Genomic DNA, 25,000 nt, shown 5'->3' on the forward strand with positions numbered 1-25,000 from the left:
TTCATCTGGCTTCACTAACGAAACGGGGCGCATTATTGTTTTGTTGGTTGACCAGTTTCGCGTTTTTGGTGTGCTACGCGTGCTATCCCCCTTTACAAATGCTATAGTCTGATACCGGGAAATCGCATCGGACGGGCACGACCAATATGAAATCAAACACTTCTCAGCAAAGACCTTACCAGGAAGTGGGCGCAATGATACGGGATCTGATTGTGCAGACGCCGTACCGCCCCGGGGAGCGCTTGCCGCCGGAAAGAGAGATCGCTGAGAGGCTCAATGTGACGCGTACCGTCGTGCGTGAAGCGCTGATCATGCTGGAAATTAAAGGTCTGGTTGAAGTCCGCCGCGGCGCCGGGATCTACGTGCTCGACAGCGCGGATAATAACGAGATGGAAGGCGCTGACGTCAATCACTGTAATGACGCCGGGCCGTTTGAACTGTTACAGGCGCGTCAGTTGCTGGAAAGCAATATCGCTGAATTTGCCGCTCTGCAGGCCACCCGCGAAGACATCATTAAAATGCGCCAGGCGTTACAACTGGAAGAGCGAGAGCTCGCCTCCAGCGCGCCGGGCGGCTCAGAAAGCGGCGATATGCAGTTTCATCTGGCCATTGCCGAAGCGACCCATAACAGTATGTTGGTCGAGCTCTTCCGTCAGTCCTGGCAATGGCGTGAAAATAATCCGATGTGGCTCCAGCTTCATAGCCATCTGGGCGATACGCTTTACCGTAAGGAGTGGCTGGTCGATCATAAGCAGATCCTCGCGGCGTTAATTAAGAAAGACGCCCGCGCAGCGAAGCTGGCGATGTGGCAGCACCTGGAAAACGTGAAGCAGCGTCTGCTGGAGTTTTCCAATGTTGATGACATCTACTTTGATGGCTATCTGTTTGAGTCATGGCCGCTGGACAACGTTGATGCCTGATTATACCTGGAATAGCGTGGGCAGGCCCAGTCCACGTTTTACTTCCTGTAGCGTCTTTTGAGTGACCTCATGCGCCCGCTCGCTACCTTTTTTCAGTAATTCCATTAGCATTCCCTTATCTGCAATAAAGGTTGCCCGTCGTTCGCGTATGGGCGCGATCAGTTCTTGCAGGCAGGTCTCCAGCTCATTTTTACAGACACGGTCGCCTAATCCGCCTTGTTGATAATGTGCTTTCATCGCCGCGACTTTGGCTTTATCCGGATGGAACGCATCCAGCCACGTAAAGACGACGTTACCTTCTATTTTTCCCGGATCGCTAATTTTTAAATGGTTGGGATCGGTGTACATCGCGCTGACCGCACGGTGGATGGTCTCTTCGCTGGCGGAAAGAAGCAGGGTATTGCCGAGCGATTTCGACATCTTGGCGCTGCCGTCAATGCCGGGCAGACGGCCCGTATCGCTCAGGAGCGCCTGACAGGGTCGCAATACCGGCGAGGAGAAAAGACTATTCATCTTATGAACGATCTCATTCGTTTGCTCAATCATGGGCAATTGGTCGTCGCCAACCGGTACCATTTCGGCCTTAAAGGCGGTGATATCTGCCGCCTGGCTAATGGGATACGCCATGAACCCGACCGGCAGGGAACGGGTAAAGCCTTTTTGGGCAATCTCATTTTTTACCGTAGGATTACGCTCCACTCGGGCGACGGTAACAATATTCATATACAGCACCGTTAATTCGGCGAGGGCGGGTAACGCGGATTGCAGGCAGATCGTCGTTAGCGCAGGATCGATGCCGATGGCCAGATAGTCAGCTAACACTTGCGGAATATTATCGCGGATTTTTTGCGGATTACTGCCGTTATCGGTGAGTCCCTGCAGGTCGGCAATCAGGACATACTGTTGGTGATCCTGCTGTAGCGCGATGCGCTGGCGCAGTGAACCGACATAATGGCCGAGGTGCAGCGAGCCGGTGGGGCGATCGCCAGTCAGAATGATAGGAAGGGTGTTCATTAAGGACTCCTTTATGCTTACTGTAAAGCCGAAAGACGTCCCGAAACACAGTAGCCGCCTTTCGGCGGCTACTTAAAGAGGGATAGTGATCCGTGCCGCCTTCAGGAAGGCAGCCACCAGCGGAGATGACGTTGCGTAGTGTTGGATCGTTTCGTGTTCATGTGATCTAACGTATCACGACTAAACGTAAGGGTAAAGCGGCTGGCGTGTCGTCCGGGCATAAAGTCATATCGCCTGAACAGAGAACATGTTACTGACTTTGAAACGCGATTTTATAATTTGCTGCCCAAAAATACGTGGCGCTGAAAGGCGCATTTTTGATGCAAATCATTTATTACTGTGATAACACTGTGCGCGATAAAAACATTAAATATATTCACATAGTAAATATGTTCTATTGGAATGGTTGTTTTCGATATGACAAAAGTCTAAAAAACCCATTGATGTGAAAAGGAATAAGAATTGTCTATATTCCGATTCGGTGTAATTAAGTAATTTCTCGGATAAAAATAAGAAATGATATTGATATTTCTTTTTTGATATGGTTCTTATAGCGGCTATGGTTATTCAGGAAACGATGCTTGAATGCCTGGCGTAATAGATTTCAGGTCAGTAGCGCTATTGTAAAATGGATTGTTGATGGCAGAAGGTATTTAGCAAGAATCCAGTTATAGCAGATTGTCGGTATTTAATCTGGTATACAGAGACACCAACGAAATGGCTGGAAAATGGAACGTTCTTTCATTGTTGGCGTTCCGTCCTTGTCAGCCTGCTTTGCCGCATGATAATCACGGAGGGGGGATGGACGCCATCTATTTAAAACTGGACGGTATTGAAGGCGAAAGCCGGATCAAAGGTTTTGAAAACCAAATAAAACTTATTGCTTACAACCACAACCCGACAAAACGGGAGTCCGGCGAAGCGAGAGGGACATATATTGGAGGGTTGACGCTGACAAAGCCAGTCGATCTTGCTACACCAGGCCTCTATGAGCACTATTGTAACGGGAAAACGGTGAAAGAAGGCGTGCTGACATTATGCCGTCGTGATAAGGGCGCAATGCTGCCATTTATTATTTATACGCTCACCAATGTGCGAATTTCACGCATGAGCAATCATGGCGACGCCGAAGGCAGCGCCACGGAGACCGTGGATTTGGTTTATAGCCATATTCGCTGGGATATTCCCGCATTAGCGTCGAAAAGCAAAACACGGCGGCCTCTTCACCGACAGGCGCTGTGGCGATGAGGACAAAACAAGCTTGCGGACTCGCAGTGGGCGATGCTGTATAGCGAAATGGCATTTAGCGGCTTGCGAAGGTCGATGAGTGCTCATGTAACCAATCGATTGCCTAAAAAGGCGATAACGCATGGCCCTTACACCCGTTATGATTTTTACGCATAGCCGCTAATAAAACGGCATTTTTTATATACACATCAAGTTGATAGTGTGTTTCTGACCTTGACGTAAATAAGCGGGAAAAGCGATGAAACACACCATTGGGATACTGGGGGGGATGGGACCTGCGGCAACGGCGGATATGTTGGAAAAATTTGTTGAATTGCGACATGCCAGTTGTGATCAACAACACATCCCGCTCATTGTCAGCTCTATCCCTGATATTCCCGATCGTACAGCATGTCTGTTATCCGGCGGGCCTTCGCCATACCGTTATCTGGAGCGTTATCTGCATATGCTGGAAGACGCCGGGGCGGAGTGTATCGTTATCCCATGCAACACTGCGCATTATTGGTTTGATGATTTACAGAACGTCGCGAAAGCGCGAATGATCAGCATCCTGGACGCTACCCTGGGGGATATTCCGCCATCGGCGCGGTACGTTGGTCTGCTGGCGACCAATGCGACGCTGGCGACCGGGCTATATCAAAAGAAAGCGCTGGCGCGGGGGCTGACGCTAATTCAGCCAGAAGAAGCGGGGCAGGCGTTGGTAATGCAGGCTATTTATACGCTTAAACGTGGCGATAAAACTGCGGCGCAAACGCTGCTGCTGCCGCAAATCGATAGCCTTATTGCCCGTGGCGCTCAGGCAATTATTATGGGGTGTACCGAAATTCCGCTTATTGTGGCCGGACATGAACGCGCGATAGCGTGCCCGATGATTGATTCCACAGCGTCGCTGGTGCGCGCGGCGATTCGTTGGTATGAGTCCTGGCCAGACACCCGCGCCTCTTTGACCGGGGAACAACGCCTTACCGCCTGAGGTGTTTACAGCGCGGCCTGAAGCCCACGCAGGTCGCGCCAAAATGTTTCGGCTACCTGACTCATGCGGGTATTCATGCGATAAGCATAAGCCTGGATCGGGATAACCAGTTCGTCGGCATCAAGCACTATCAGGCGCCCGTCGGTAATCTCCTGACGGATAGCATACTCGGGCAACCAGGCGATTCCGCAGCCGTCCATCGCAACCTGTTTTAACAATTCACTCATCGAAGAGACGAAAAATGTACTGAAACTCAGTTCAGCATGGCGAGTCAGGGTACGATTTATCAGCCGGCCCATATAGGAGTTCTGACTGTAATTAAGCAGGGGAAAGTGCGGCTGCTCAAGCGTATAGCGCGGCTCGCCCCGGCCATTGTTGGCGCAAACCGGAAACAGTCTCGACTCAAACAGGCGGATATTATCAAACGGCGCTTGTTGCAGGTTTTCATCGTGATAGGAAAAGATAAAATCGCTTTGCCCCTCACGTAACATATCCACCGCCTGGTCGACATCTATCGCCTCAACGGCGTAGGTAAACTGCGTCGGCATCTGCTTAACGATGGTCGGCAACAGGCCGAGGGAGAGCGAGTGGGCGGCGGCAATCTTGATTTTACGCAGCGTATAATCGCTGCCGCCGCGCAGTTCGGTCAGATTGCTTTCCAGCTGCTGTAACAGGTGGCGAACCTGAGAGTGAAAGATTTTACCCTGTTCGGAAAGCTGTAGCGGCGAGACCTGTCGGTTAAACAGTTCAACGCCCACGGCATGTTCCAGGGCGCGAATCCGCCGGCTAAAAGCGGGTTGCGATACGTTGCGGATAATGGCGGCCTGAGAGAAATTGCGGCACTTTTCCAGCGTCAGAAAATCATATAGCCATTTTGTCTCAATATTGTGCAAACCTGCTCCAGTTACATCCATTTACCGTTATCCTGTCAGCCGTCCGAAGGGGCATTCTACGTCCATTCGGGCGGCTGACAACCGCTTATCCCGTCCTCTTTCAGAATGCCGTGATGGGGCAGTCTGAAACTAGCGGGAATTACGCCGGTTCAAAGGTACCTTTTACGCAGGCTTTCCCCTCATTGACCATGCGTTTGCCGCGCGCATACACCTGCTCAATGCGTAAATCTGCGCTAAAGACGAGCAGATCCGCATCGTTACCGGGACGGATTTCGCCTTTGCCGTCCAGACTGAGGAAGGCGGCTACGCTGGTCGTCAGCGGACGCAGAGCATCGGTCAGGCTGAATCCGTAGTGGTTAACCAGCGTCTGCAACGTCTCCAGCAAACTTTCGAAGCCCGCGACGCCGATGCCCGTCAGATTTCCGGCAGCGTCAAATAGCGGCTGGCTGCCGTTGCCGTCTGAACTGAGCGTCACCCGGGAAAGCGGGACGCCGGCTTTTACCGCTCTGGCAATGCCCTCCGCCGGCGCGACGGGATCCGGGATACTGGTGGTAATGTCGATCACGCCGCCTTTAAGCGCAAACGCCAGCGCCTGCTCGAAAAGCGATTCGCTACGGTTGACGTGGGTAGGCAGCAGTTTACCGATCGGCACGTCGCTGTTTTCCAGGATGTCATACAGCGGCTGTAACCCTTTTTTGCTGCTGCCCATATGAAAAACGCTGACACCGGGTTTACCGCCCAGCAGGCCGCCAACGCGTGATTCAGCGGCCATGCTGGCGAGTTGATTCCCGCCGGGCGCGGCGGAACGGTGGTCGGAGACTGCGCATTTCACGCCAATGACGCGGTCGATCAGCGCGACGTCTTTTTCTACCGAGCCAGTAATGGTCGGCGACGGAACGTGATAAGCGCCCGTGAGCATCCAGGCGGTGATCCCCTCCTCATTTAGCGCTCGCGTTTTGGCTAACAGCGACGCGGGATGACGGCTGACGGAGTCGGTGCCAAGCAGGCCGACGACCGTTGTTATCCCGGCTTCCGTCAGGCGGCTCAGAGAGACTTCCGGCGTCCGCGTCGTCGGCCCCGCTTCGCCGCCGCCGCCGATCAGATGAACGTGTTGGTCGATAAAGCCCGGGCACAGCATACGGCCGCTAAGATTAATCACCGTACAGTCCGGTACGATATCGCCGGGGATGTCAGCGCCGACGGCAATAATTTTGCCATTCGCGAGTAGAACATCGCAGATGCCCCGGTCTTCTGGCGCAAACAGGTGCGCACCCTGTAATAAGGTAAACTCCGCGGCGGATAAATCAGGCATGATAACTCCTTATTAAACAATAAGCTGCATGACCCAGATCGACAGCAGCGCATTGATGGCGCAGACTGCGATAATATGCGGGTAATATTTGGCGTTGACTTCGGCAGTACCGAGACAGCGGCCGACATTCTGTACCGGGTTTCCCATCAGGTAAATGGCTGGCAGTAGTACGGTAACATCGTGGCCGCTTAGCGCGCCGGCGGTAGCCAGACTGGCCGCCACGCCAACGGCGCCGCCCATACTCATCAGCGAAGCCAGAAGCACCGTAGCCGCTTCGCCGGGAAGCCCCCACAACGCCATCACGGGCTGGCAGATATGGCCTACCCAGTCGAGCAGACCGGTAATTTTCAGCGCCTGAATAATGACAAATGCCATGACCACATTGGGTAACAGGTTGGTCGTGGCGATGGTAAAACCGCGGCGTGCGCCATCGATAAACATATCCATGACATTCTTACGTACCTGAGTCGTCATGATTGGGCTCCTTGCGCAGGGTGACGGCGTTCTTCGATGTTAATCCAGACGCGCAAAAGGTTTGCGCCGATAAATTTGAATAGCAGAATGACCACCAGCGGAATGATGACTGACGTCCCCAGAAAGGCGAATACCGCAACGCCGGAGGAGAAATAGTTGGTGATAATAGCGCTGCCGCTGGTCTGCCAGGCGGCAAAAATCACTTTATCGCGTTCGGTGATTTCACCTTCCTGCGCCAGCTCTTTAGTCATACCCGCCGCGGCGTCGGTATTTTGCAGGTTGGCGATCAGCGCCAGTGAGCAAATGCCGGGAATGCCAAGCAATGGTTTCAGGATAGGCGTCATCAATTGCTGCGCCGCCCGCAGACCGCCCAGTCCATCCGTAATCGCGATGATACCCAGAGAAAGGATAACCGACGGTGCCAGCTCCAGCGCAAAAAGGAAGCCATCTTTCGCGCCCGTTCCGCCCGCGCCGCGAAAGGTCTGCGTACTGGTCACATGACCGAATGACCCGTTGAGTACGGTAAAATCAAAAACGCGCCACCAGCCTTCGCTTCCGGAAAATACGCCGGAAAAGAAAATGATGGTGAGAAAAAACGCCAGGTATCCCTTTATCCCGACCTTTTCTGTATCAAGCGGCATGGCCGCCCCGTCCACTTGTTGCGCCATAGCGATCCCCGAATTTTTTTGATGATGTGTTGGTTGTAGCCACAGGCCAAAAAGCCCGAAACAGAAAGACCTTATCAGCCATAAGGGTAAGGACAAAATGCAAGTATGTATCGTGCTATGCGTTTCTTGCATAGCAGCGCGAAAAATCACCATCCTCGCTACTGCCGGAGGCGCGGGGAACCGTGGACGGTATAACGCGCGGTAAAAAAGCAAAGAAACAGGTGTTGGCGCAGGCCGGAGCCGGGAGCAGGAAAAAGGGGAAATAAATTTGACGTTAGTCAATTTCACGCCACTTAATTATCGTTGTTAAAAAATAGGATTTTTTAACCTAAATTTTACTTTTTTACTGTAATTTTTCACGCCTTAAGAGGAATTGTCACGGTCAGGTCAGTAGCCGCTGATAGGTCAGCTTGCGCCCTAAGAATCCTACGGACAGGTAATAAAAAATGAATAATCGAATTAATTTCGTGATGTGATTTATTTATAATTGTGATGATTTGAGAGGCAGCGATAATCATCATAATGGAATATATAGCCAAAATAATTCGAGTTGCTTAAAGGCGGCAAGGGAGTGAGTCCCCAGGAGCATAGATAACGATGTAACTGGGGTGAGCAACGGCCCGTCAGGGCGAGGCCCATGGATGTGCCGGGTAATCCGTAGCCAACACATAAGCCACTTGAAGTATGAAGGGTATATAAAATAATAGGCAGATTGATAGCACTAAAAACCATAGAATAAGTATAGTTTTTAGTGGCATCTTTACCTTGAAATAACGTGTTGAGGATGTGCTATTAAAAACAGATCCGCATTGCGCCGCGAATAGAGTTAAAGATACAACCCGGTGCGGATAGCGCGGGTTTACTCTACCGCTTATTCACGTATCACAAACCGTTTTTGTTTTATCTGCTGCACAGCGCTGATCAGCGCGGCAAAAAAGAGCGCCGCGGCGCCGCAAAGCGTGGCGTTGATAATTGCCGACGCGCCATTGCCTGACAGACTGGCGGCGAGCGGACCGAGAATTTGTCCAATACCATACGTTAGCGTCACCAGGCCTAACAAATTAATATTACCCGGCGCGCTGAGTTGTCGGGCAAGCGGCATCACCAGCGAGGTTGTGCCCATAAACGTGGCGCCAAAACCAATACTGCTCAGTATTAACAGAAACAACGAGTCGCTGGCGAGAGACAGCAGCACGCAGGCGCTCTGGATCAACAGGTTCGCGGTCAGGCATGGCAGGACGCCCCAATGTTTTGCCGCCCACAGCCAGCCGAAGCAGCCGGGAATGATCGCCAGGCCGACCAACGACCAAAGGTGCGCCGTGAGTAGCGGAGAGCCCGCGCTTTTCGCCATCAGCGGCAAATAGGTAGCGACAATGATGTAGCCGAATCCGGCGAAACCGTACAACAGCGCCAGTTGCCACCAGGGCATAGGCTGATTTTCGATTCTTGCTAAGGGCGCAGGCGGCAGCGCATGAGCGCGGGGGGGAATCAATATTGCCACGATTAATAGCAATATACCGGCGAGCGCCCCAGCCCCCAGCCATAGCGAATGGGCCGAAAGCGCATAATGTAAACCGCCAATGACATATTCGTTGCCCAGTGCAATCCCGGCCCCGACGCCGGAAAAGAGCGCGGCGATCACAAACGGATGGCGGGTATGATGCAACACAATCATTGATCCAAAAATCATCATTCCCGCACTCGCGACGCCTGCCAGGAAGCGCACCAATATGACGACCGCGGGCTGAGTAAATATCGCCATAGACAGAATAAGAATACCGGTGGCGACCGCCGAAGCCAGCAACATGGGGCGTAGACGAGAGGGGAGATGAAAAAGGCCAAAGGAAAACAGTAAGCTTCCCGCCAGGTACCCTGCATAATTGGCGCTGGCAATCCAGGAGAGTTGGTTAAACGTTAGCTGCTTTTCCGCCAGCATTACCGGCAGCATGGGCGTATACAGAAAGCGGCCAACTCCCATCCCCAGCGTCAATACCATCATACCGAAAAGCGCCGTAAAAATGGGATGGCGAGGTGAAGCGCTCTGAGCATGAACCATGGTTTTTCTCTTTGCTAAAGTAAGGCAGTAATGCCGGATTGTTGTTGTAAATGATAATAAAAAGTAAAATTAATGTTTCAAATTTGCAAGAAAAGAAAGTGAAGCGCAGGCGAATAACGGATTGAGAAGAGGGGCATCGGTGGGAAATGGCATTAAATTAATGCCTCCCACGTGCGGGGTTTGGCAGTTAATCTGAACGAGAATTGCGCCTTCCCCTTCTTAGATACTGAGCAGTGCCGGTATTTGCGACAGTAAATATAACACCAGACCAATAGCGCCGCCGACCAGCGTGCCGTTCACGCGGATAAACTGCAAATCTTTACCGATATTAAGCTCAATCTGCTGCGACATATCGCGCGCATCCCAGCCTTTTACGGTATCGCTGATGTGGCGCGTCAGGAAGGCGGCGAATTCCGGCGCGACGCGGTGCGCGGCCTGTTCCAGATGACCGTTAAGCGAGGCGCGTAATGCGTCGTCGGCGATCAGCGTCTCGCCAAACCATTGTCCGGCATGAGCGATGCGCTGCTTCACCTTTGAGTCTTCGGCGTTGATATCTGTTTTTAACCACTGGCGTAGATCCGCCCAGATCTCGCCGAGATAACGGTTAAACGCCTCATCTTCCTTCAGGTAACTTTTAATGTTTTCTGCCCGGGCAGCCATTTCCGGATCATGTTTAAGTTTATCGATCAGCTTATACGTCGCACGATCGAAGGCATGACGAATCTGATGCGCGCGGTCGTGACTGATATCATCCAGCAGAGAATTTACCGCGTCGGAGACCAGTTCAGCGCTGTGTTCTCCCAGCCATTCGGTCGGCAGAATCTTCGCTTTTAACGGATGTTCGGTCTCCAGCCAGCGTATGATCTGTCTGGCGATAAATGTTCGGGAGCTGTCACGCTGTAACAGGGCGATAAGCTGGGCGATCAGCGTATCGAGTAACACCTGGTGACGATCGTTTTTGGTCATGCTTTCCAGCATCAGGGCGCTGGTGCCGGAAAGATCCACTTTATCAATCGCCTTATGTACCGCTCGCTTGAGCAGCCGCTGAATACGGGCGTCATCGGTTAGTTCCAGAAAGCCGCTCATAATTTGCAGCAGATGCTGCCCGACCCGGCTGGCGTTGTCCGGCTGGCTGAACCAGTTTCCGATAAGCAGCGCGGGTTCATGGCGGCGGATTAGCGCGATCAGCGACTGCGTATCAAGGAACTTCTCCTGCACAAATTGCCCAAGATTTTCGCCGATTCGGTCTTTATTACGGGGAATAATCGCCGTATGTCGTGAAATAAACGGAATGGGAATGCGGCGAAACAGCGCCACCACGGCAAACCAGTCCGCCAGCGCGCCAACCATCGCCGCTTCGGCAATAGCTTTTGCGCCCAGCACCCAAAAACTGGGCGGCAGGAAAAGCGTGGTCACAAACGTCGCGGCGGCTATCAGCAACAGTGAGAGCGCCAGGCGTTTGGCGCGTTTGAGTTCGGCGATTTTATTCATAGGGTTAAGGATAGAGCCAGACGGCAGGAACGTGCAAAAAACATCAGATTATCCTGTGCCGGATAAGCCTCTATCCGGCAGAGTGTTTACTTCTCAGCGGCCAGTTCTGCCGCCTCATGCTGGCGCACGCGCTGTAATAGTGTCGCCACAGTGAAGACCACAATCACCCCGGCCACCGCTGCCAGCAGGTGAAACGGCAGTCTCCCGCCGTGAAACCACAGCCAGCGGCCAACTTCGACCGACACCGCCATCACCGTCAGAATCACCATGTTCAGCGAGGCCGAAACCGTCCCTTTTGGCAAGTTGTTGGAAAAAAGCGTGAAGCGAAACAGCGTCGGGAAAATCATGCCAATGCCGAACGCGTACAGGCTGGTGCCCAGCACAGACCAAAGCCAGACGTGCGGCAGAAGAAGATTACCGAGGAGTAATGTCGCCAGCCCGCTTAACTGGATTGGTACGGCGCGCCAGATAAAACGCGGTCGGGTCGGATCTTTCACCAGGCGCACAACGATCATATTGGCCACGATCACCGCGCCGAATACGGGCACCTGCGCCCAGGCGAATTGCGAAGTACTCATCCCGCCAGCATCGATCAGGATCACCGGCGACACCGCCACCCAGCTCATCATCGGGATGTAGCTCAACGACAGCGTCGCCGCCCCGGTGAGAAAAATCGGGTTGCGAAACACATTACGAAAATCGCGCAGTACGCTCACCGCGCTGAACGGCACCGCGCCGCGTTGCACCGTTTCCGGCATCGCCAGCAGCAGGCCGCACAACGCCAACAGTCCCATCACCGCAATAATACCGAACAGTACCTTCCAGTGAACGAAGTGCATCAGCGCGGCGCCGGAGAGCGGGCCGATAACCGGGGCGACCAGTACAATGGAGGTAATAATCGCCATCAGCTTAATGGCTTTGGTTTGACCAAAGGCCTCCTGTACCGTGACGTAGCCGACCGTTGCGATAAAGCAAATGCTGGTGCCCTGCACAAAACGGGCAACCAGAAACTGCGTCATTGAGGTCGTCAACAGCGTTGCCGCGCAGGCGAGAGTAAAAATTAATGCCCCTGCAATCAGCACTGGCCGGCGGCCAATCCTGTCGGATAGCGGCCCCAGAAGCCATTGCAACGCCATTCCGCCCGCCAGATAGAGACTGACCGAGGCCGGCGCAAGACTGACGTCAGCATTAAAATCGCGCACGACGTTAATGATGCCTGGCTGAATCAGATCCGTCGTCAGATAGGCGGCAAAATCGTACAAAATCAGCGCCATCGGGAAAAATAACGTTGTGGCGCGTTGGGAGAAAAACTGAATAATCCGTTGCATAAAAAATGCGCTCCATGTCGGAGAACCCCATGATGGGATAGCGAAACTCAATACCGTCATCGTGACGTCAGGCAGGCGATGGAAACAGCGGCTGCGGATGTACTGAATTTCATGTAATCAAAAACGCTGCCGGTGAAAACACAGACAGGAAGAGACGCGTTCTGAATCTCGTCAGAACGTGTGGCGATTACAGATAACAATCAGCACATCACACCTCGGGAAATTTACGTTGCACGGAAAATATACACATTAAGTGTAATTAAATTTTGATGTTAATCAAAAGAGTTTGTCTGGTTAATAAAGATAAAGGCAGGGCGCGCAGGCTGGTATTTTGCGTGTTCAGTTCCGAAAATGTATGTGCATTACAGATAACAGGATTTATCTTCCGTCGCGCCTCGCAATGCTGAAAAGGTACAGATGAGAAAGGAATTTTCAGGAGGTAGAGTCGCAGCATCCTGGTTTGGGATGACGGAGCGCCATGAAAAAATCGACGACCTCAACACCGCATGATGCGGTGTTTAAAACCTTTTTGCGCCACCCGGAAACCGCCCGCGATTTTATGGAGATTCATCTGCCGGTGTCGTTACGCCAGCTTTGCGACCTGCGGACGCTAAAGCTGGAGCCCGGCAGTTTTATTGAAAAAAATCTGCGAGCCTATTATTCCGATGTGCTTTGGTCGCTGAAAACGCGCGAGGGCGACGGTTATATTTATGTCGTGATTGAACATCAGAGTACGCCGGATGCGCATATGGCGTTTCGGCTGATACGGTATGCGATGGCGGCAATGCAACAGCATCTGGATGCGGGGCATAAGCATCTTCCGCTGGTGGTGCCGATGCTGTTTTATCACGGTGTTGATAGCCCGTATCCTTTTTCGCTGTGCTGGCTGGATGAGTTTGCGAACCCGGAAGTGGCAAGAAGACTCTATGCCGCTGCCTTTCCGCTGGTCGACATTACGGTGGTATCGGATGATGACATTATGCAGCACCGCCGCATTGCGCTGCTGGAGCTCATCCAAAAACATATCCGCCAGCGCGACCTGCTGGGACTGGTTGAACGAATTGCTTCGCTGTTAGTTACTGGTTGCGCTAATGACAGGCAGCTTAAAGCGCTGTTTAATTATCTTATGATTCAGCACGGACATACGCCTCGTTTCACCACGTTTATTCGTGATGTGGTAGGGCATGTCCCGCACACTAAGGAGAGACTGATGACGCTGATAGAGAGGATCCGCGCAGCGGATCGCAGAAAAGGGGAACGGCAAGGAAGACAGGTCGGTCTGGAGGAAGGATTAGCAGAAGGATTAGAAAAAGGGCTGGAAAAAGGTCAGCGTGTTGCCGCATTGCGTATCGCCAGACAGATGCTGGCGGACGGACTTGACCGCGAGACTGTCCAGCGGTTCACCGGCCTTACGGCTGAAGAGCTTCAGGATGTTAGTCACTAACGCGGTTCTAGTCTGAATGTTGCAGGCCCGGTGCCCGCCGGGCAACGCTCTCTATAATTATCGTTGATAACCGCACGAATATACCGAACTTTACCGATAGCGCCAGCCATCTCTACTACCCTTATTGTTCTGAGCGGCATTTACGGCTGCCTTAATGACGATAACAAGGAGACATGTGATATGGCTTACCAGACAGTGAATCCTGCCAATAATCAGCTCATTAAAGAGTATCCCCCGCACACGGACGCGGATATTGAAGCCGCGCTGCAAAAAGCTGACGCGCTCTATCACTCCGACTGGTCCAGGGGAGAGATTGACCAACGTCTGCCGGTACTGCATAAGCTGGCTGACTTGATCGACAGCCGTGTTGAAGAACTGGCAAAAATCGCCAGCCAGGAGATGGGCAAGCTCATCGAGCAGAGCCGTGGCGAAGTCAAACTGTGTGCGCAGATCGCTCGCTATTATGCGGATAACGCGAAGCAGTTTCTTGCCCCGGTGCCTTATAAAACCGAGTTTGGCGACGCGTGGGTAGAACATCATCCGATTGGCGTCATCATGGCCGTTGAGCCGTGGAACTTTCCGTACTATCAGTTGATGCGTGTGCTGGCGCCGAACCTGGCCGCAGGTAACCCGGTGCTGGCGAAACATGCCAGCATCGTACCGCACTGCGCCGAGACGTTTGCCCATCTGGTGCGTGAAGCTGGCGCGCCGGACGGCGCATGGACCAACCTGTTTATTTCCTCCGATCAGGTGGCGAATATCATCGCCGACCCGCGCGTGCAGGGCGCGGCGCTGACCGGATCTGAAAAAGCGGGGAGCGCCGTGGCGGCACAGGCGGCGAAGCACATTAAAAAATCGACGCTGGAACTGGGCGGGAACGATGTGTTCGTCGTGCTGGACGATGCCGATCTTGAGAAAGCGGTGAAAATTGGCGTGCAGGCACGACTCACTAATGCAGGGCAGGTATGTACGGCGGCGAAGCGCTTTATCCTGCATGAGAAAATCGCCGATCAATTCCTCAGCCAGTTCACCGAGGCGTTCAGGAAGGTGAAGGTGGGGGATCAGATGGATGCTTCTACCGAACTGGGGCCGCTGTCGTCGAAAGATGCGCTGGATACATTGACCAGACAGGTCGAGGAAACGGTGAAAAATGGCGCGACGCTGCACGTTGGCGGCAAGCCGCTGGAAAGCAAAGGCAACTTCTTTGAGCCGACCATTCTGACCAATATTACGCGTGACAACCCGGCGTACTTTGAAGAGTTCTTCGGCCCGGTGGCGCAGATGTATGTGGTGAAAGACGATGACGAGGCGGTAAAACTCGCCAACGATTCCCACTACGGCCTGGGCGGCGCGGTGTTTAGTCAGAATATCGAACGCGCTAAACGCATGGCCTCCCGGATTGAAACCGGGATGGTTTATATCAACTGGCTGACCGACACCGCAGCGGAGCTGCCGTTCGGCGGCGTTAAGCGTTCGGGCTTCGGACGCGAGCTATCGGATCTGGGGATTAAGGAGTTTGTGAACCAGAAGCTGGTAGTGGTGCGCCGCTAATCCCTGTTGCCCCTCTGAAAACGGGAGGGGCCTGGCTTTTTGCAGCGAAGGACGCGGATCTTAAATCAGAACGAAATAAGCGAACAAAACACCCTCAATTGCCCTCCTTATTTATCCACGTTGCACTAACCGTGCTTTTGATCCCGATATTGTTTGTACAGACATTCATGATGCCCGCATTTTCTGTTCTATGCGGAGGCTGGTATGGAATTTTACGAGAACCGCCCCAGACAACCATTCATTGGCTTTGTGCAGCTCAGACGGGCGCTAAAAAGGTGGTGGCTGCGTAAGCGGGCCTGTCAGGCGCTGCGACGAATGAGTGACGAGCAGTTAAAGGATATTGGGTTGGAAAGGAAGGATGTGGAATAACAGATAAGAGCCAGTAAAACTGGAAAGGCTGGATAATCTTATCTTAACCTCTCCAGTAGGCGGGTATCCTGGAACGCTAATTTTCCTGCCAGGCTTTCTCGATCAGCAGTTTGGCTTTATCCAGATCATGTTCGTTACGCACAATCAATTCGACGTCGCCGGTTCCCCAGTGGCCAATGTTTGTGACGTCCCGGCTAAATCCTTCTTCAAGCTGGATATGCTGTGGATTGATTTTCAGCCACAGGCGTAGGTGTGGGTCGGTCACGGGATAAACGGCTACGCACAGAAAGTTGCGAATGAGGCGGAAGGCGTCATAGAGCTTAAGCTCTTTAAACTGAACCTCATCACTGAGTGACAGCACATAACTTTTTAGCTGTTCATATAATGAAAGCAGCGCGGGAGAGGCCGAAGAGAGCTGTTCGCGCTGCGTGCGGGTATGGCGTTTACCGCTGCTGACGGAACCGTTCGCGATGATGTACTGAGGGCTATTTTCGACCACGGCGTTAACCAGTTCCAGCATTAACAGGTCGTCGGCAAAAAGCTTGTAGCGAATCAGGTTGATATTGCGGTTGATTTGCTGAACGGCATGTTCGTCGTATTTATTAAAATCGGCGGCAATACAGATTAACCGTGTGCCGGACCAGTCAATGGCTTTGGCCGCGGTTTTACTTATTTTTTCCATCACCAGCAACTGAAATTCCGCTTTATGATCGAGTAGCCAGTCGAGATAAAAGAGCCCCTGGTTAATGACGTTTTCATTGCTGTGGCGTTTATATTCAATAATCACCGGGCAGTTATTTTCGTCGAGGCCGAGGGAATCAATTCGCCCACGATGGGTTTTACCCGTGCGGTATTCGGTCTCGAGAAAGCGGACGCCAAGGAACGTTTCCATATGGGATTCGATCAGCATTTGCAGATCTTTTTCAATGGCTGCAGCTTTGCCCGGCAGTTCTTGTACTTTCCCGCCACCGAGGCGGAAAAGCTGGATATCGCTCATGGATCCCTCCTGAATTTCATATTACCGGGTATGATACTGCACAGAGTAGAATCAGAAAGCATAAAATTGAGTCTGAGGATATGTTATTTGTGGTAATTTATTAATTTGAAAAGAGAAAATGGCAGGAGCGCCAGAATGAGTACGTTTGACACGACGAAAATTGCTTTAAAAGATATCCTGGGGCAGATTACTGATGGACGGGTACAGTTGCCTGATTTCCAGAGAGGGTGGGTATGGGATGATGAGCATGTCCGGTCTTTGCTGGTCAGTATTGCCCGTTCTTTTCCCGTTGGTGCGGTTATGCTGCTGGAGACTGGGGGAGAAGTTCGCTTCCAGGTGCGTCCAGTTGAAAATGTAGAATTGCAGAAAACCGAGCCTGAGATGTTGATTCTGGATGGCCAGCAACGTTTAACGTCCTTGACTCAAGTCCTGATGCTGGATACGCCCGTTAAGACTTTTAACGAGAAAGGAAAGCAGATAGACCGTTTTTATTATATTGATATTGAGGCCGCTCTGGACAATAGGCTTGATGAAGCTTTTATTTCTGTTGAAAAGTCTAAAAAAGTAACGATGAATTTTGGTCGTGATATAAAAACTTTTGTTAACTCCTTTGGAGAAACGGTTGAAATGGATTTTTCTACCGTGCAAAAAGAGTGCGAAGCATTATTTTTCCCTTGTAACCAAATTATCAACTCTGATGCATGGGAAAGTCATTTATATAAGTGCTCACAAGAAAAGTTTTTCACTTATATGCAGTTCCGTGAAAAAATTCTGAATGCCTTTAGGAACTATTTGCTGCCTGTTATTAAATTGGGTAAATCAACTAGCAAAGAGGCCGTTTGCCTGGTGTTTGAAAAGGTTAATACCGGTGGTGTTCCACTATCCGTATTTGAACTGGTGACCGCCAGTTTTGCGGCTGATGGGTTTAATCTTCGGGATGACTGGTTTGGCAGTAATTTGCGTCAAAAATTTGGCCGCCGAAATGTACTGAATAAAGAAGCTATCCTACAGGGCGTAGAGCCGACAGACTTTTTACAGGCTATCAGCATATTGAATACGCTAAAAAAACGGCGTGCCGATCTGGCCGAAGGGAAGACAGGGAAATCAGTTACTGCAGTAAGTGCTAAACGAGTTTCAGTATTAGCCCTTTCTCTTGAAGATTATCATTGCTGGGCCGACGATGTGGAAAAAGGCTTCTTACTTGCCGCTAAATTTCTCCATCATGAATGTTTTATGCACTCATGGGATCTTCCTTATCGTACGCAGCTTGTGCCGCTGGCGGCAGTATTATCGAAATTACAAGGCAATTGGCTGGAGCCCAAAATTTATGACAAACTGGCGCGCTGGTTCTGGTGCGGTGTCCTGGGGGAACTGTACGGCGGCGCGGTAGAAACACGTATCGCAAACGATGTGGAAGAGTTACTAAACTGGATTGAGGGGGAAGGTGAAGAGCCCCGGACGATTTATGAAGCCTCATTCCAGCCAGGGCGTTTATTGACGTTACGTTCCCGATTGAGCGCCGCGTATAAAGCGTTAAGCGTGTTGATCCTACGCAATGGTGCTCAAGACTTTTTCTGGAAGTCGACGATCCAAAAGTTAGATTATGGTGAGATTGCACTCGATATTCACCATATTTTCCCAAAGATATGGTGCGAGAATAATAATATTAGTCCAGCAGTGTATAACTCTATCATTAATAAAACATCAATCTCCTATAAGGCCAACCGAATGATTGGTGGGAGATCTCCGGCTGAGTATCTGTCGCAGATCCAGACGCATCCGCAGGTCGGTCTGGAGGATGCCGAGATGGATGCGATCCTACGCAGCCACTTTATTGAGCCTTCGCTGTTACGGCAGGATAGTTTCGAGGCATTTTTTGCCGATCGAAAAAAACAATTGCTGAAATTGATCGAAGCGGCAATGGGGAAAAATATTAGTCAGGATGATGTTGCTGAATTAGAGACAGCAACAGACGAGATTGATGTCTGATACTGCAACCCAGGTACGAATTAAATCGCACCTGGGTTTCCTGCCTATTTAGAAGAAATCACGCGGATAAACGTTTGAACTTGCTTTTGTTTACGTACTGACAGCTTGCTTACTTGCCGTAAAGACTCAACCAGCTCAGGCTCGGGTGGTTTCACGGTCAGCACGATGCAGCCTTCCATCACCTTAATATCCATTTTACTGCCGGTGGTAAAACCGGCGGCTTCCAGCCACTGGCCTTTCAGGGTGATGGCGGGAATACGGGTGTATTCCGGGTAGCGGCTCGCATAACTGACGGTGGCGAGGCGGTTATTTGTTGGGGAGACTTCTGGATCGGTGAATTCTGCAATAGAATGCGGGGTAGTCATGATGGCTATTCTCCTAAAATAGTGATTGTGATTAGCGAGGCGCTCGTGTTGCAGCACGGGCGTCTTGCGTTAAATACCTGTATATATCATCAGGGAATAGAAGGAAAGTCCAGCTGAAAATGAATGAAAATAGTGGGGTGGATGCGAGGATGGATTATTTTTGGTGATGGGAATAAAGCGGCTATTTAGCCGCTTTATTGGTTTATGAAGGGCGGGTTAATTGATGGCTGCGTCGGTGAGGGCGTCGGCCAGGTGGACCTGGGTTTGTTGGGCGGATTGGATGCTAACTTTCAAATTAGATAAAGTTGTATCTATTTCATTAATTTTTTTAATGATTATCCCTTGTTCATTTTTTGGTGGAAGAGGTACAAGAAGTCCCATAAGTTCATTTGAATTAATGTTTTTGACACCTGTAGTTGTTCTAATAGGACCTTCAATTTGCTCACGTATTAAATTTGATTTCATTACCATGTTTATATATCTGGCATTAATATATTCGTTATGTAGCCGTACTCTAATTATATAGCCAGCATAAGCATGATCTTTTAGATCGTGTTGAACTAATGTACTTTGACCGACAATATTAGTGCTGCCATTAGATCTTATAAATAAGAGATCATTTTTATTTAGTGTAAGATCTTTTAATTCAGAATCGGTTAATGCACCATACTTTATGTCGGCAAGATCGATAATACCTTTTACAATGTTAGGAATTCTTAGAACAGGATAGCCTGAAATATTATAATCACATTTTTGAGAAGTTCCATATTTTATATCATGGAGTATATTTCCCAATTTAACCCATTCCCACCCATCTGGCAGTTCAAATGGTTTTTCCTCATCACTAATCGGTGGCAACGGTTTTTGCTTTTTCATTTTCCCGTCTTTCACCAGCTGTGCTTTTTCCTGCGCAATACGTTTGAGCAGTTCAGAGGCCGGTTCATCGTTCGGATCCTGCGGTACCAGTTTGCCCATCACTGCCAGTTGCAGAATGGTCTGTTTTAAGGCGTCAATGCTGGCTTCGGTGGTAAACAGTGTGTCGAAATGCTCGCTGATACGCGACCAGTTTTCGGCCAGTTGATCGGCGTTCTGGCTGTCGGTTAGCGTGGTTAGCAGGGTTTCAACCAGCTGTTGGTGGGTGTCCAGACTGGTCAGGGAATGCTGCTCCAGTTGGTCGCAGAGGGACATTAGCTCTTCGACCTTAGTTACTATTCGGATTTGTTCACATAAAGGTGGTAGAGAAAATAATTTCTCATTTAACATTTTATAATGCCTAGAATACCCCCTTGATTCAATTTTAAAAGACTTAAGCTGCCAGTAAAAATATTTTTCGTTAATAATGACAGGGGAAAGTATTTTCACACCATCAGCACCCACGATAAAATCAAAATCAATATATTTTATATTTCTGGTATGATCGCCAAATATTATAACGGGATTGTTAATATTAATTAATAGCTCTGAGTTGTTAGAGTAACCAGATATAAATTCAGCATTTTGTTCAATAACAGGGTGACGGCCTTCATCTATAATATCAGATGACTTAACTTTATGTGATGATTCTGACTGAGGGATGTATATTTGTGGTAATCTTGCCCACTCCCACCCCTCCGGTAGCTCAAACGGTTTCTCCTCCTCGCTAATCTCCGGCAGCGGCTTTTGCTTTTTAATTTTCCCCTGCTTCACCAGCTCGGCCTTTTCCGCCGCAATGCGTTTTAGCAGCTCAGACGCCGGTTCATCGTTCGGATCCTGCGGCACCAGCTTGCCGCGCACCGCCAGCTCCAGGATCAGCTCGCGCAGCTTCTTAATGCCGTACAGGTCAATCTTGCCCGAACTGCCGCGCCCCGCCGTGGAGCGGGTTTGCAGCGCCGTAGTCCAGGTATCGATATGGTCGACAATCAGTTTTTCCACCGCCATCAGTTGGCCCCCTTACCGGAGAGCGCCGCGCCGAGAATATCGCGCAGCTGGTGGCGCAGGGTCTGAATTGCTTCCTGCTGCTTGGCGTACTGCGCCAGCAGTTCATCCGGATCGTGGCTGACGGTTTCCGCCTGGTGCGGGTTCTTGATATCGAGGTTAAAGTTGCGGGCAATCACCTCGTCGATGCTGACCTTCCACGCCTGTTCGTTCTCGACGCGGCTGGCGAAGCCGTCAGCCTCGTTGCCCCACCAGTCGATCTCGGCCTGGAACTCCTCAAACTTCATCGGTTTGGTTTTGCTGTAGTTCTTCACCCCCGCCGGGTACGGATGCTCGTAGAACCAGATGTCTTTGGTCGGCTGACCTTTGGTAAAGAACAGCAGGTTGGTTTTGATCCCGGTGTACGGGTTAAACACGCCGTTCGGCAGACGCACGATGGTGTGCAGGTTGCACTCCTCGGTGAGCAGCTTTTTGATCTTGGTTTTCACGCCTTCGCCAAACAGCGTACCGTCCGGCAGCACCACCGCCGCGCGGCCGTTTTTCGCCAGCACTTCAATGATCAGTTGCAGGAACAGATCCGCCGTTTCGCGGGTCTGCATATCGGAAGGGAAGTTCTTCTCGATGCCGTCTTCTTCGGTGCCGCCGAACGGCGGGTTGGTGATAATCACATCCATCTGCTCGTCCCAGGAGGAGAGCGGTTTGTTCAGCGTGTTATCGTGGCGGATCTGTACTGGCACTTCGATGCCGTGCAGCAGCATATTGGTGGTGCAAAGCAGATGCGGTAGCTGTTTCTTCTCCACGCCGTGGATCTGTTTTTGCAGGATCTGGTGGTCGGTGACCGTGTGCGCATAATGATTTTTTACATGATCAAACGCGCAGGCGAGGAAGCCGCCGGTGCCGCAGGCCGGATCCATAATCGATTCGCCGAGTTTCGGATCGACGCGCTCGACCATAAAACGGGTCACGGCGCGTGGGGTGTAGAATTCACCCGCGTTGCCTGCGGCCTGTAAATCCCGGAGGATCTGTTCGTAGATATCGCCGAACAGATGACGTTCGCTGGCGCGGGTAAAATCGATCTCGTTCAGCTTGTTGATCACCTGACGCAGCAGGGTACCGTTTTTCATGTAGTTGTAGGCATCGCTGAACGCCTGCTTAACCACATAGCCGCGCGGGTTGATATCTATCTGCGCGGGCAGATCTTTTAGCGTCGGAAACAGGTCGTCGTTGACGAACGCCAGCAGTTTATCGCCGGTGATCCCTTCGTTATCGGCCGCCCAGTTGCGCCACAGGTAGCGCTCCGGCATCGGCAGCCTGTATTTTTCCTGCTCGATTTCCAGCGCCTGTTCCTGGGCGTCGAAGATCTTCAGGAACAATAACCAGGAGAGCTGACCCAGACGCTGTGCGTCGCCATCGACGCCTGCATCTTTGCGCATGATGTCCTGTAATGATTTGATAGCCGAGCTGATTGACATGGGGTCGTCCCTTTATAAAAAAACAAAGCCACCTGCGGCAGACGGGCCGCAGGTGGCGTAATCAGGATGTTCAGGCGGAGCGGGGAGGAAGCTGGTAAATTTCGCTTTCCAGGTCACTCACTGCCTGCATATAGGTGCCTTTGTCACCAAAGCCGTCGGTGATGATCTCCTGCAGAGTGCCCATCTGGTCGAACGGTTTGAGCTTCAGCACCTGAATATTCTCGATTTCTTCCACGCCCGCATCGGCATATTTGTCCAGCAAATTGCTGAGTACAGTCTGCGCGGCATCGGAATATTTGGTGAAATAATTACGCTTGCGAACATTGTCTGCGCGCTCTTTGCGCGTGAGCGGCGGCTGACCATACACCACATGACAGAGCATGTCGAACGGGTCAAGATCTTTGCCCACCTCTTCCGCCAGAACATCCCAAAGGATGCCCTGTAATTCGAGCTCTTTGATCACCGCCGCTTTGCGGTCAGCATCTTGCCATTTCCGGACAAAATCATCCAGTGAGGCGCACTCTTTGAGCACGGTTTTGCGGGTGTAATCTTTGAAGGATTCGGTGACCAGCCTGCCGTCGGCGTCGTAATACTGGACGCGTTGCGAGACCACACCAACGGTGACGCCGTTAATGTGGAATTTACGGACCCGGTTGTCTTCCTCTTCCGGTAACGGGCCGGAGCCGCCCATCGTGCTGGTGGTGTAGGTGGCCGGATCTTCGTCTGCCCCGTTGATATCCTCGTCGGCAAAGACGTCAGGCGTTTCTTCCTCCAGCGTTTCGTTGAAGCCGGAGTCCGGGTCCGAAATGTCATTTGGCGTGGCTTCCATCACTTTTTCCGGGATACCGTCAAAGCGCTCGTCGGCAAACAGTTCAGTGGCCTTTTTGAAATCAAGAATGGTGAACCACAGTTTGCCGTAGTCTTGTTCGATGCGGGTACCCCGGCCAATGATCTGTTTAAATTTAGTCATTGAGCGGATGGTTTGGTCCAGCACGATCAGTTTGCAGGTCTTAACGTTTACGCCAGTAGTCATGAGTTCTGAGGTGGTCACAATCACCGGCCATTCTTTTTTCTTGTCGCTGAAATTCTGCAGCTGGCCTTTCCCTTCTTCGTCATCCCCGGTGATTTTCATCACATATTTATCGTTACGTTTTACCATCTCCGGGTTGAGGTTGATCAGCGCCCGGCGCATACGTTCAGCATGCGGAATGTCTTCGCAAAACACGATGGTTTTATCCATCGGATTGGTGCGTTTGAGGTAATCGGTAATGGTTTTCGCCACCAGTTCAGTCCGCTCGTCGATGACCATCGTGCGGTCGAAATCTTTCTGGTTATAGATTCTGTCATCGATCAGTTCACCGTTGAGGTCGCTCTGGCCGCGCACGGGTCGCCAGCCTTGTAAATCAACATCAATATCGACACGAACCACTTTGTAAGGAGCGAGGAATCCGTCCTCGATCCCTTCTTTCAACGAATAAGTGTAAATAGGATCGCCAAAGTAGTCGCTATTGGAGACCTCGTGAGTTTCCTTCGGCGTGGCGGTCATACCAATCTGTGTGGCGGAGCTGAAATAATCCAGAATTTCACGCCAGGCGCTGTCTTCAGAGGCGCTGCCTCGGTGGCATTCGTCGATGATAATCAGATCAAAGAAATCCGGCGAAACCTGCTTAAACGCTTTTTGATGCTCTTCATTGCCGGTTAACGCCTGATAGAGCGCAAGATGGATTTCGAAAGCGGGGTCGAGAGTGCGCCCGGTGATTTTGGTCATTGCGGAGCCGAAAGGCTGAAAGTCATCAAGTCGGGTCTGGTCAACAAGGACGTTTCGGTCTGCCAGGAACAGGATGCGTTTTTTAACGCCTGACCGCCATAAACGCCAGATGATGTGAAACGCCGTCAGCGTTTTACCGGTTCCTGTCGCCATGACCAGTAATAATCTGTTTTGCCCGTTAGACACAGCCTCCAGCGTTTTGTTGATGGCCTGAAGCTGGTAGTAGCGCAGCCGCTTTTCGCTGCCGTCGTTGTAATAATCCTGGGTGACGATCGGCATTTGCGCGGCGGTGTACCCTTTCCACTGGCAGTATTTTTGCCACAATTCATCAGGCGTTGGGAATTCGTCGAGGGTAATTTCTCGCTCAATCGCGCCGGTTGCCGTTTTATCATGGAAGATAAAGCCATCGCCATTGGTAGCGAAGACGAAAGGAACGTCCAGCAGGTGCGCATAACCCAGCGCCTGCTGCATACCTTTGCCGATTTCATGTTTATTGGCTTTAGCTTCGATCACCGCCAGCGGCATGTTTAATTTGTGGTACAGCACGATATCGGCAGATTTCACCGTTCTACGCGCCGCGACTTTGCCGCGCACGATGACCTTACCGTCCCGGAGTTTGACCTCTTGTCTGATTTGCGTTGTGTTATCCCAGCCAGCTTTCAGGATGGCGGGCATAACGCGTTTGGTGATGATGTCTGCTTCCGTCAGGGTACTCAGGTTCAGGTCAGCCATTGGGGATTCTCATCGAATAGCG

General features: G+C 51.3%; 21 protein-coding genes. 7 read left to right on the forward strand and 14 right to left on the reverse strand.

Annotated features, from left to right (window positions below; all coding sequences use genetic code 11):
- Positions 1-146 precede the first annotated feature (146 nt).
- Complete coding sequence (gene uxuR / locus ACLJNW_RS15455; protein WP_000841654.1) at positions 147-920, forward strand: Uxu operon transcriptional regulator; 774 nt, start codon at positions 147-149, stop codon at positions 918-920.
- On the opposite strand, the gene trpS is transcribed toward uxuR, so the two are convergent.
- Positions 921-1,934 (reverse strand): tryptophan--tRNA ligase, encoded by a 1,014-nt coding sequence (trpS, locus tag ACLJNW_RS15460; RefSeq protein WP_023204857.1) that lies wholly within the window; start codon positions 1,932-1,934, stop codon positions 921-923.
- 717 nt (positions 1,935-2,651) lie between these two features.
- Between trpS and ACLJNW_RS15465 the strand changes: the two genes are divergently transcribed.
- Both ACLJNW_RS15465 and ACLJNW_RS15470 read left to right on the forward strand, forming a co-directional pair.
- Positions 2,652-3,182 (forward strand): Hcp family type VI secretion system effector, encoded by a 531-nt coding sequence (locus ACLJNW_RS15465; RefSeq protein WP_000907671.1) that lies wholly within the window; start codon positions 2,652-2,654, stop codon positions 3,180-3,182.
- Between the two features lie 238 nt (positions 3,183-3,420).
- Positions 3,421-4,155, forward strand: a complete 735-nt coding sequence (locus ACLJNW_RS15470; protein WP_023204858.1) for an aspartate/glutamate racemase family protein — start codon at positions 3,421-3,423, stop codon at positions 4,153-4,155.
- A 5-nt stretch (positions 4,156-4,160) separates the two neighbouring features.
- Here the strand turns inward: ACLJNW_RS15470 and hypT are convergent, their stop codons facing one another.
- The 7 genes from hypT to mdtM form a co-directional block, all read right to left on the reverse strand.
- Positions 4,161-5,069, reverse strand: coding sequence for a hypochlorite stress DNA-binding transcriptional regulator HypT (gene hypT, locus ACLJNW_RS15475; RefSeq protein WP_000383509.1), 909 nt, complete (start codon positions 5,067-5,069; stop codon positions 4,161-4,163).
- A 118-nt stretch (positions 5,070-5,187) separates the two neighbouring features.
- On the reverse strand, positions 5,188-6,360 hold the full coding sequence (gene iadA, locus ACLJNW_RS15480) for a beta-aspartyl-peptidase (RefSeq protein ID WP_001113064.1): 1,173 nt from the start codon (positions 6,358-6,360) through the stop codon (positions 5,188-5,190).
- A 12-nt stretch (positions 6,361-6,372) separates the two neighbouring features.
- Entirely contained in the window at positions 6,373-6,834 is a 462-nt protein-coding gene (locus ACLJNW_RS15485; protein WP_000211979.1) for a YjiG family protein, read from the reverse strand.
- Positions 6,831-7,502: a nucleoside recognition domain-containing protein gene (locus ACLJNW_RS15490; protein WP_000068757.1), complete on the reverse strand. Its 672-nt coding sequence runs from the start codon at positions 7,500-7,502 to the stop codon at positions 6,831-6,833. Before ACLJNW_RS15490 ends, ACLJNW_RS15485 begins: the two co-directional genes overlap by 4 nt.
- Positions 7,503-8,373: 871 nt before the next feature.
- Positions 8,374-9,558, reverse strand: a complete 1,185-nt coding sequence (locus ACLJNW_RS15495) for an MFS transporter (protein ID WP_024154837.1) — start codon at positions 9,556-9,558, stop codon at positions 8,374-8,376.
- Positions 9,559-9,777: 219 nt separating this feature from the next.
- Positions 9,778-11,049: a DUF445 domain-containing protein gene (locus ACLJNW_RS15500; RefSeq protein ID WP_001033021.1), complete on the reverse strand. Its 1,272-nt coding sequence runs from the start codon at positions 11,047-11,049 to the stop codon at positions 9,778-9,780.
- An 86-nt stretch (positions 11,050-11,135) separates the two neighbouring features.
- The gene (gene mdtM / locus ACLJNW_RS15505; RefSeq protein WP_023204860.1) at positions 11,136-12,377 is read right to left on the reverse strand and encodes a multidrug efflux MFS transporter MdtM; all 1,242 of its coding nucleotides are present in this window, start codon (positions 12,375-12,377) and stop codon (positions 11,136-11,138) included.
- A gap of 478 nt (positions 12,378-12,855) precedes the next feature.
- Between mdtM and ACLJNW_RS15510 the strand changes: the two genes are divergently transcribed.
- Positions 12,856-13,821, forward strand: a complete 966-nt coding sequence (locus ACLJNW_RS15510; RefSeq protein ID WP_024154838.1) for an Rpn family recombination-promoting nuclease/putative transposase — start codon at positions 12,856-12,858, stop codon at positions 13,819-13,821.
- 180 nt (positions 13,822-14,001) lie between these two features.
- A complete protein-coding gene (locus tag ACLJNW_RS15515) occupies positions 14,002-15,372 on the forward strand; it encodes an NAD-dependent succinate-semialdehyde dehydrogenase (protein ID WP_023204862.1) in 1,371 nt (456 codons plus the stop codon).
- A 94-nt stretch (positions 15,373-15,466) separates the two neighbouring features.
- Here ACLJNW_RS15515 and ACLJNW_RS15520 read toward each other — a convergent pair whose 3' ends face one another.
- A complete protein-coding gene (locus tag ACLJNW_RS15520; RefSeq protein ID WP_031624526.1) occupies positions 15,467-15,610 on the reverse strand; it encodes a hypothetical protein in 144 nt (47 codons plus the stop codon).
- On the opposite strand from ACLJNW_RS15520, the gene yjiS reads away from it, so the two are divergent.
- Positions 15,577-15,741: a DUF1127 domain-containing protein YjiS gene (yjiS, locus tag ACLJNW_RS15525; protein ID WP_000397915.1), complete on the forward strand. Its 165-nt coding sequence runs from the start codon at positions 15,577-15,579 to the stop codon at positions 15,739-15,741. The two genes, ACLJNW_RS15520 and yjiS, sit on opposite strands and share 34 nt — an antisense overlap.
- Before the next feature lie 76 nt (positions 15,742-15,817).
- Here yjiS and ACLJNW_RS15530 read toward each other — a convergent pair whose 3' ends face one another.
- Entirely contained in the window at positions 15,818-16,738 is a 921-nt protein-coding gene (locus ACLJNW_RS15530) for a DUF5655 domain-containing protein (RefSeq protein ID WP_001280247.1), read from the reverse strand.
- A 135-nt stretch (positions 16,739-16,873) separates the two neighbouring features.
- Here ACLJNW_RS15530 and ACLJNW_RS15535 point away from each other — a divergent pair, with 135 nt between their 5' ends.
- Entirely contained in the window at positions 16,874-18,727 is a 1,854-nt protein-coding gene (locus ACLJNW_RS15535) for a DUF262 domain-containing protein (RefSeq protein ID WP_000102839.1), read from the forward strand.
- A 44-nt stretch (positions 18,728-18,771) separates the two neighbouring features.
- On the opposite strand, the gene symE is transcribed toward ACLJNW_RS15535, so the two are convergent.
- The 4 genes from symE to hsdR form a co-directional block, all read right to left on the reverse strand.
- Positions 18,772-19,092 carry an endoribonuclease SymE gene (gene symE / locus ACLJNW_RS15540; protein ID WP_000210979.1) on the reverse strand — a complete coding sequence of 107 codons (321 nt, stop codon included), beginning with the start codon at positions 19,090-19,092 and terminating at the stop codon, positions 18,772-18,774.
- Between the two features lie 216 nt (positions 19,093-19,308).
- Positions 19,309-21,009, reverse strand: a complete 1,701-nt coding sequence (locus ACLJNW_RS15545; RefSeq protein ID WP_021001108.1) for a restriction endonuclease subunit S — start codon at positions 21,007-21,009, stop codon at positions 19,309-19,311.
- Positions 21,009-22,478, reverse strand: a complete 1,470-nt coding sequence (locus ACLJNW_RS15550; protein ID WP_021001109.1) for an N-6 DNA methylase — start codon at positions 22,476-22,478, stop codon at positions 21,009-21,011. The genes ACLJNW_RS15545 and ACLJNW_RS15550 overlap by 1 nt, the downstream gene beginning before the upstream one ends.
- Before the next feature lie 70 nt (positions 22,479-22,548).
- Positions 22,549-24,978, reverse strand: a complete 2,430-nt coding sequence (gene hsdR, locus ACLJNW_RS15555) for an EcoAI/FtnUII family type I restriction enzme subunit R (RefSeq protein WP_023204864.1) — start codon at positions 24,976-24,978, stop codon at positions 22,549-22,551.
- Between the last annotated feature and the right edge of the window lie 22 nt (positions 24,979-25,000).

The sequence above is a fragment of the Salmonella sp. SAL4457 genome (assembly GCF_046548235.1).
GTDB lineage: Bacteria > Pseudomonadota > Gammaproteobacteria > Enterobacterales > Enterobacteriaceae > Salmonella > Salmonella enterica.

Bases quoted from the DNA above. Each gene is read 5' to 3' on its own strand.
- uxuR (WP_000841654.1), top strand. From the start codon at position 147: ATGAAATCAAACACTTCTCAGCAAAGACCTTACCAGGAAGTGGGCGCA.
- trpS (WP_023204857.1), bottom strand. From the start codon at position 1,934: ATGAACACCCTTCCTATCATTCTGACTGGCGATCGCCCCACCGGCTCG.
- ACLJNW_RS15465 (WP_000907671.1), top strand. From the start codon at position 2,652: ATGGCTGGAAAATGGAACGTTCTTTCATTGTTGGCGTTCCGTCCTTGT.
- ACLJNW_RS15470 (WP_023204858.1), top strand. From the start codon at position 3,421: ATGAAACACACCATTGGGATACTGGGGGGGATGGGACCTGCGGCAACG.
- hypT (WP_000383509.1), bottom strand. From the start codon at position 5,069: ATGGATGTAACTGGAGCAGGTTTGCACAATATTGAGACAAAATGGCTA.
- iadA (WP_001113064.1), bottom strand. From the start codon at position 6,360: ATGCCTGATTTATCCGCCGCGGAGTTTACCTTATTACAGGGTGCGCAC.
- ACLJNW_RS15485 (WP_000211979.1), bottom strand. From the start codon at position 6,834: ATGACGACTCAGGTACGTAAGAATGTCATGGATATGTTTATCGATGGC.
- ACLJNW_RS15490 (WP_000068757.1), bottom strand. From the start codon at position 7,502: ATGGCGCAACAAGTGGACGGGGCGGCCATGCCGCTTGATACAGAAAAG.
- ACLJNW_RS15495 (WP_024154837.1), bottom strand. From the start codon at position 9,558: ATGGTTCATGCTCAGAGCGCTTCACCTCGCCATCCCATTTTTACGGCG.
- ACLJNW_RS15500 (WP_001033021.1), bottom strand. From the start codon at position 11,049: ATGAATAAAATCGCCGAACTCAAACGCGCCAAACGCCTGGCGCTCTCA.
- mdtM (WP_023204860.1), bottom strand. From the start codon at position 12,377: ATGCAACGGATTATTCAGTTTTTCTCCCAACGCGCCACAACGTTATTT.
- ACLJNW_RS15510 (WP_024154838.1), top strand. From the start codon at position 12,856: ATGAAAAAATCGACGACCTCAACACCGCATGATGCGGTGTTTAAAACC.
- ACLJNW_RS15515 (WP_023204862.1), top strand. From the start codon at position 14,002: ATGGCTTACCAGACAGTGAATCCTGCCAATAATCAGCTCATTAAAGAG.
- yjiS (WP_000397915.1), top strand. From the start codon at position 15,577: ATGGAATTTTACGAGAACCGCCCCAGACAACCATTCATTGGCTTTGTG.
- ACLJNW_RS15520 (WP_031624526.1), bottom strand. From the start codon at position 15,610: ATGGTTGTCTGGGGCGGTTCTCGTAAAATTCCATACCAGCCTCCGCAT.
- ACLJNW_RS15530 (WP_001280247.1), bottom strand. From the start codon at position 16,738: ATGAGCGATATCCAGCTTTTCCGCCTCGGTGGCGGGAAAGTACAAGAA.
- ACLJNW_RS15535 (WP_000102839.1), top strand. From the start codon at position 16,874: ATGAGTACGTTTGACACGACGAAAATTGCTTTAAAAGATATCCTGGGG.
- symE (WP_000210979.1), bottom strand. From the start codon at position 19,092: ATGACTACCCCGCATTCTATTGCAGAATTCACCGATCCAGAAGTCTCC.
- ACLJNW_RS15545 (WP_021001108.1), bottom strand. From the start codon at position 21,009: ATGGCGGTGGAAAAACTGATTGTCGACCATATCGATACCTGGACTACG.
- ACLJNW_RS15550 (WP_021001109.1), bottom strand. From the start codon at position 22,478: ATGTCAATCAGCTCGGCTATCAAATCATTACAGGACATCATGCGCAAA.
- hsdR (WP_023204864.1), bottom strand. From the start codon at position 24,978: ATGGCTGACCTGAACCTGAGTACCCTGACGGAAGCAGACATCATCACC.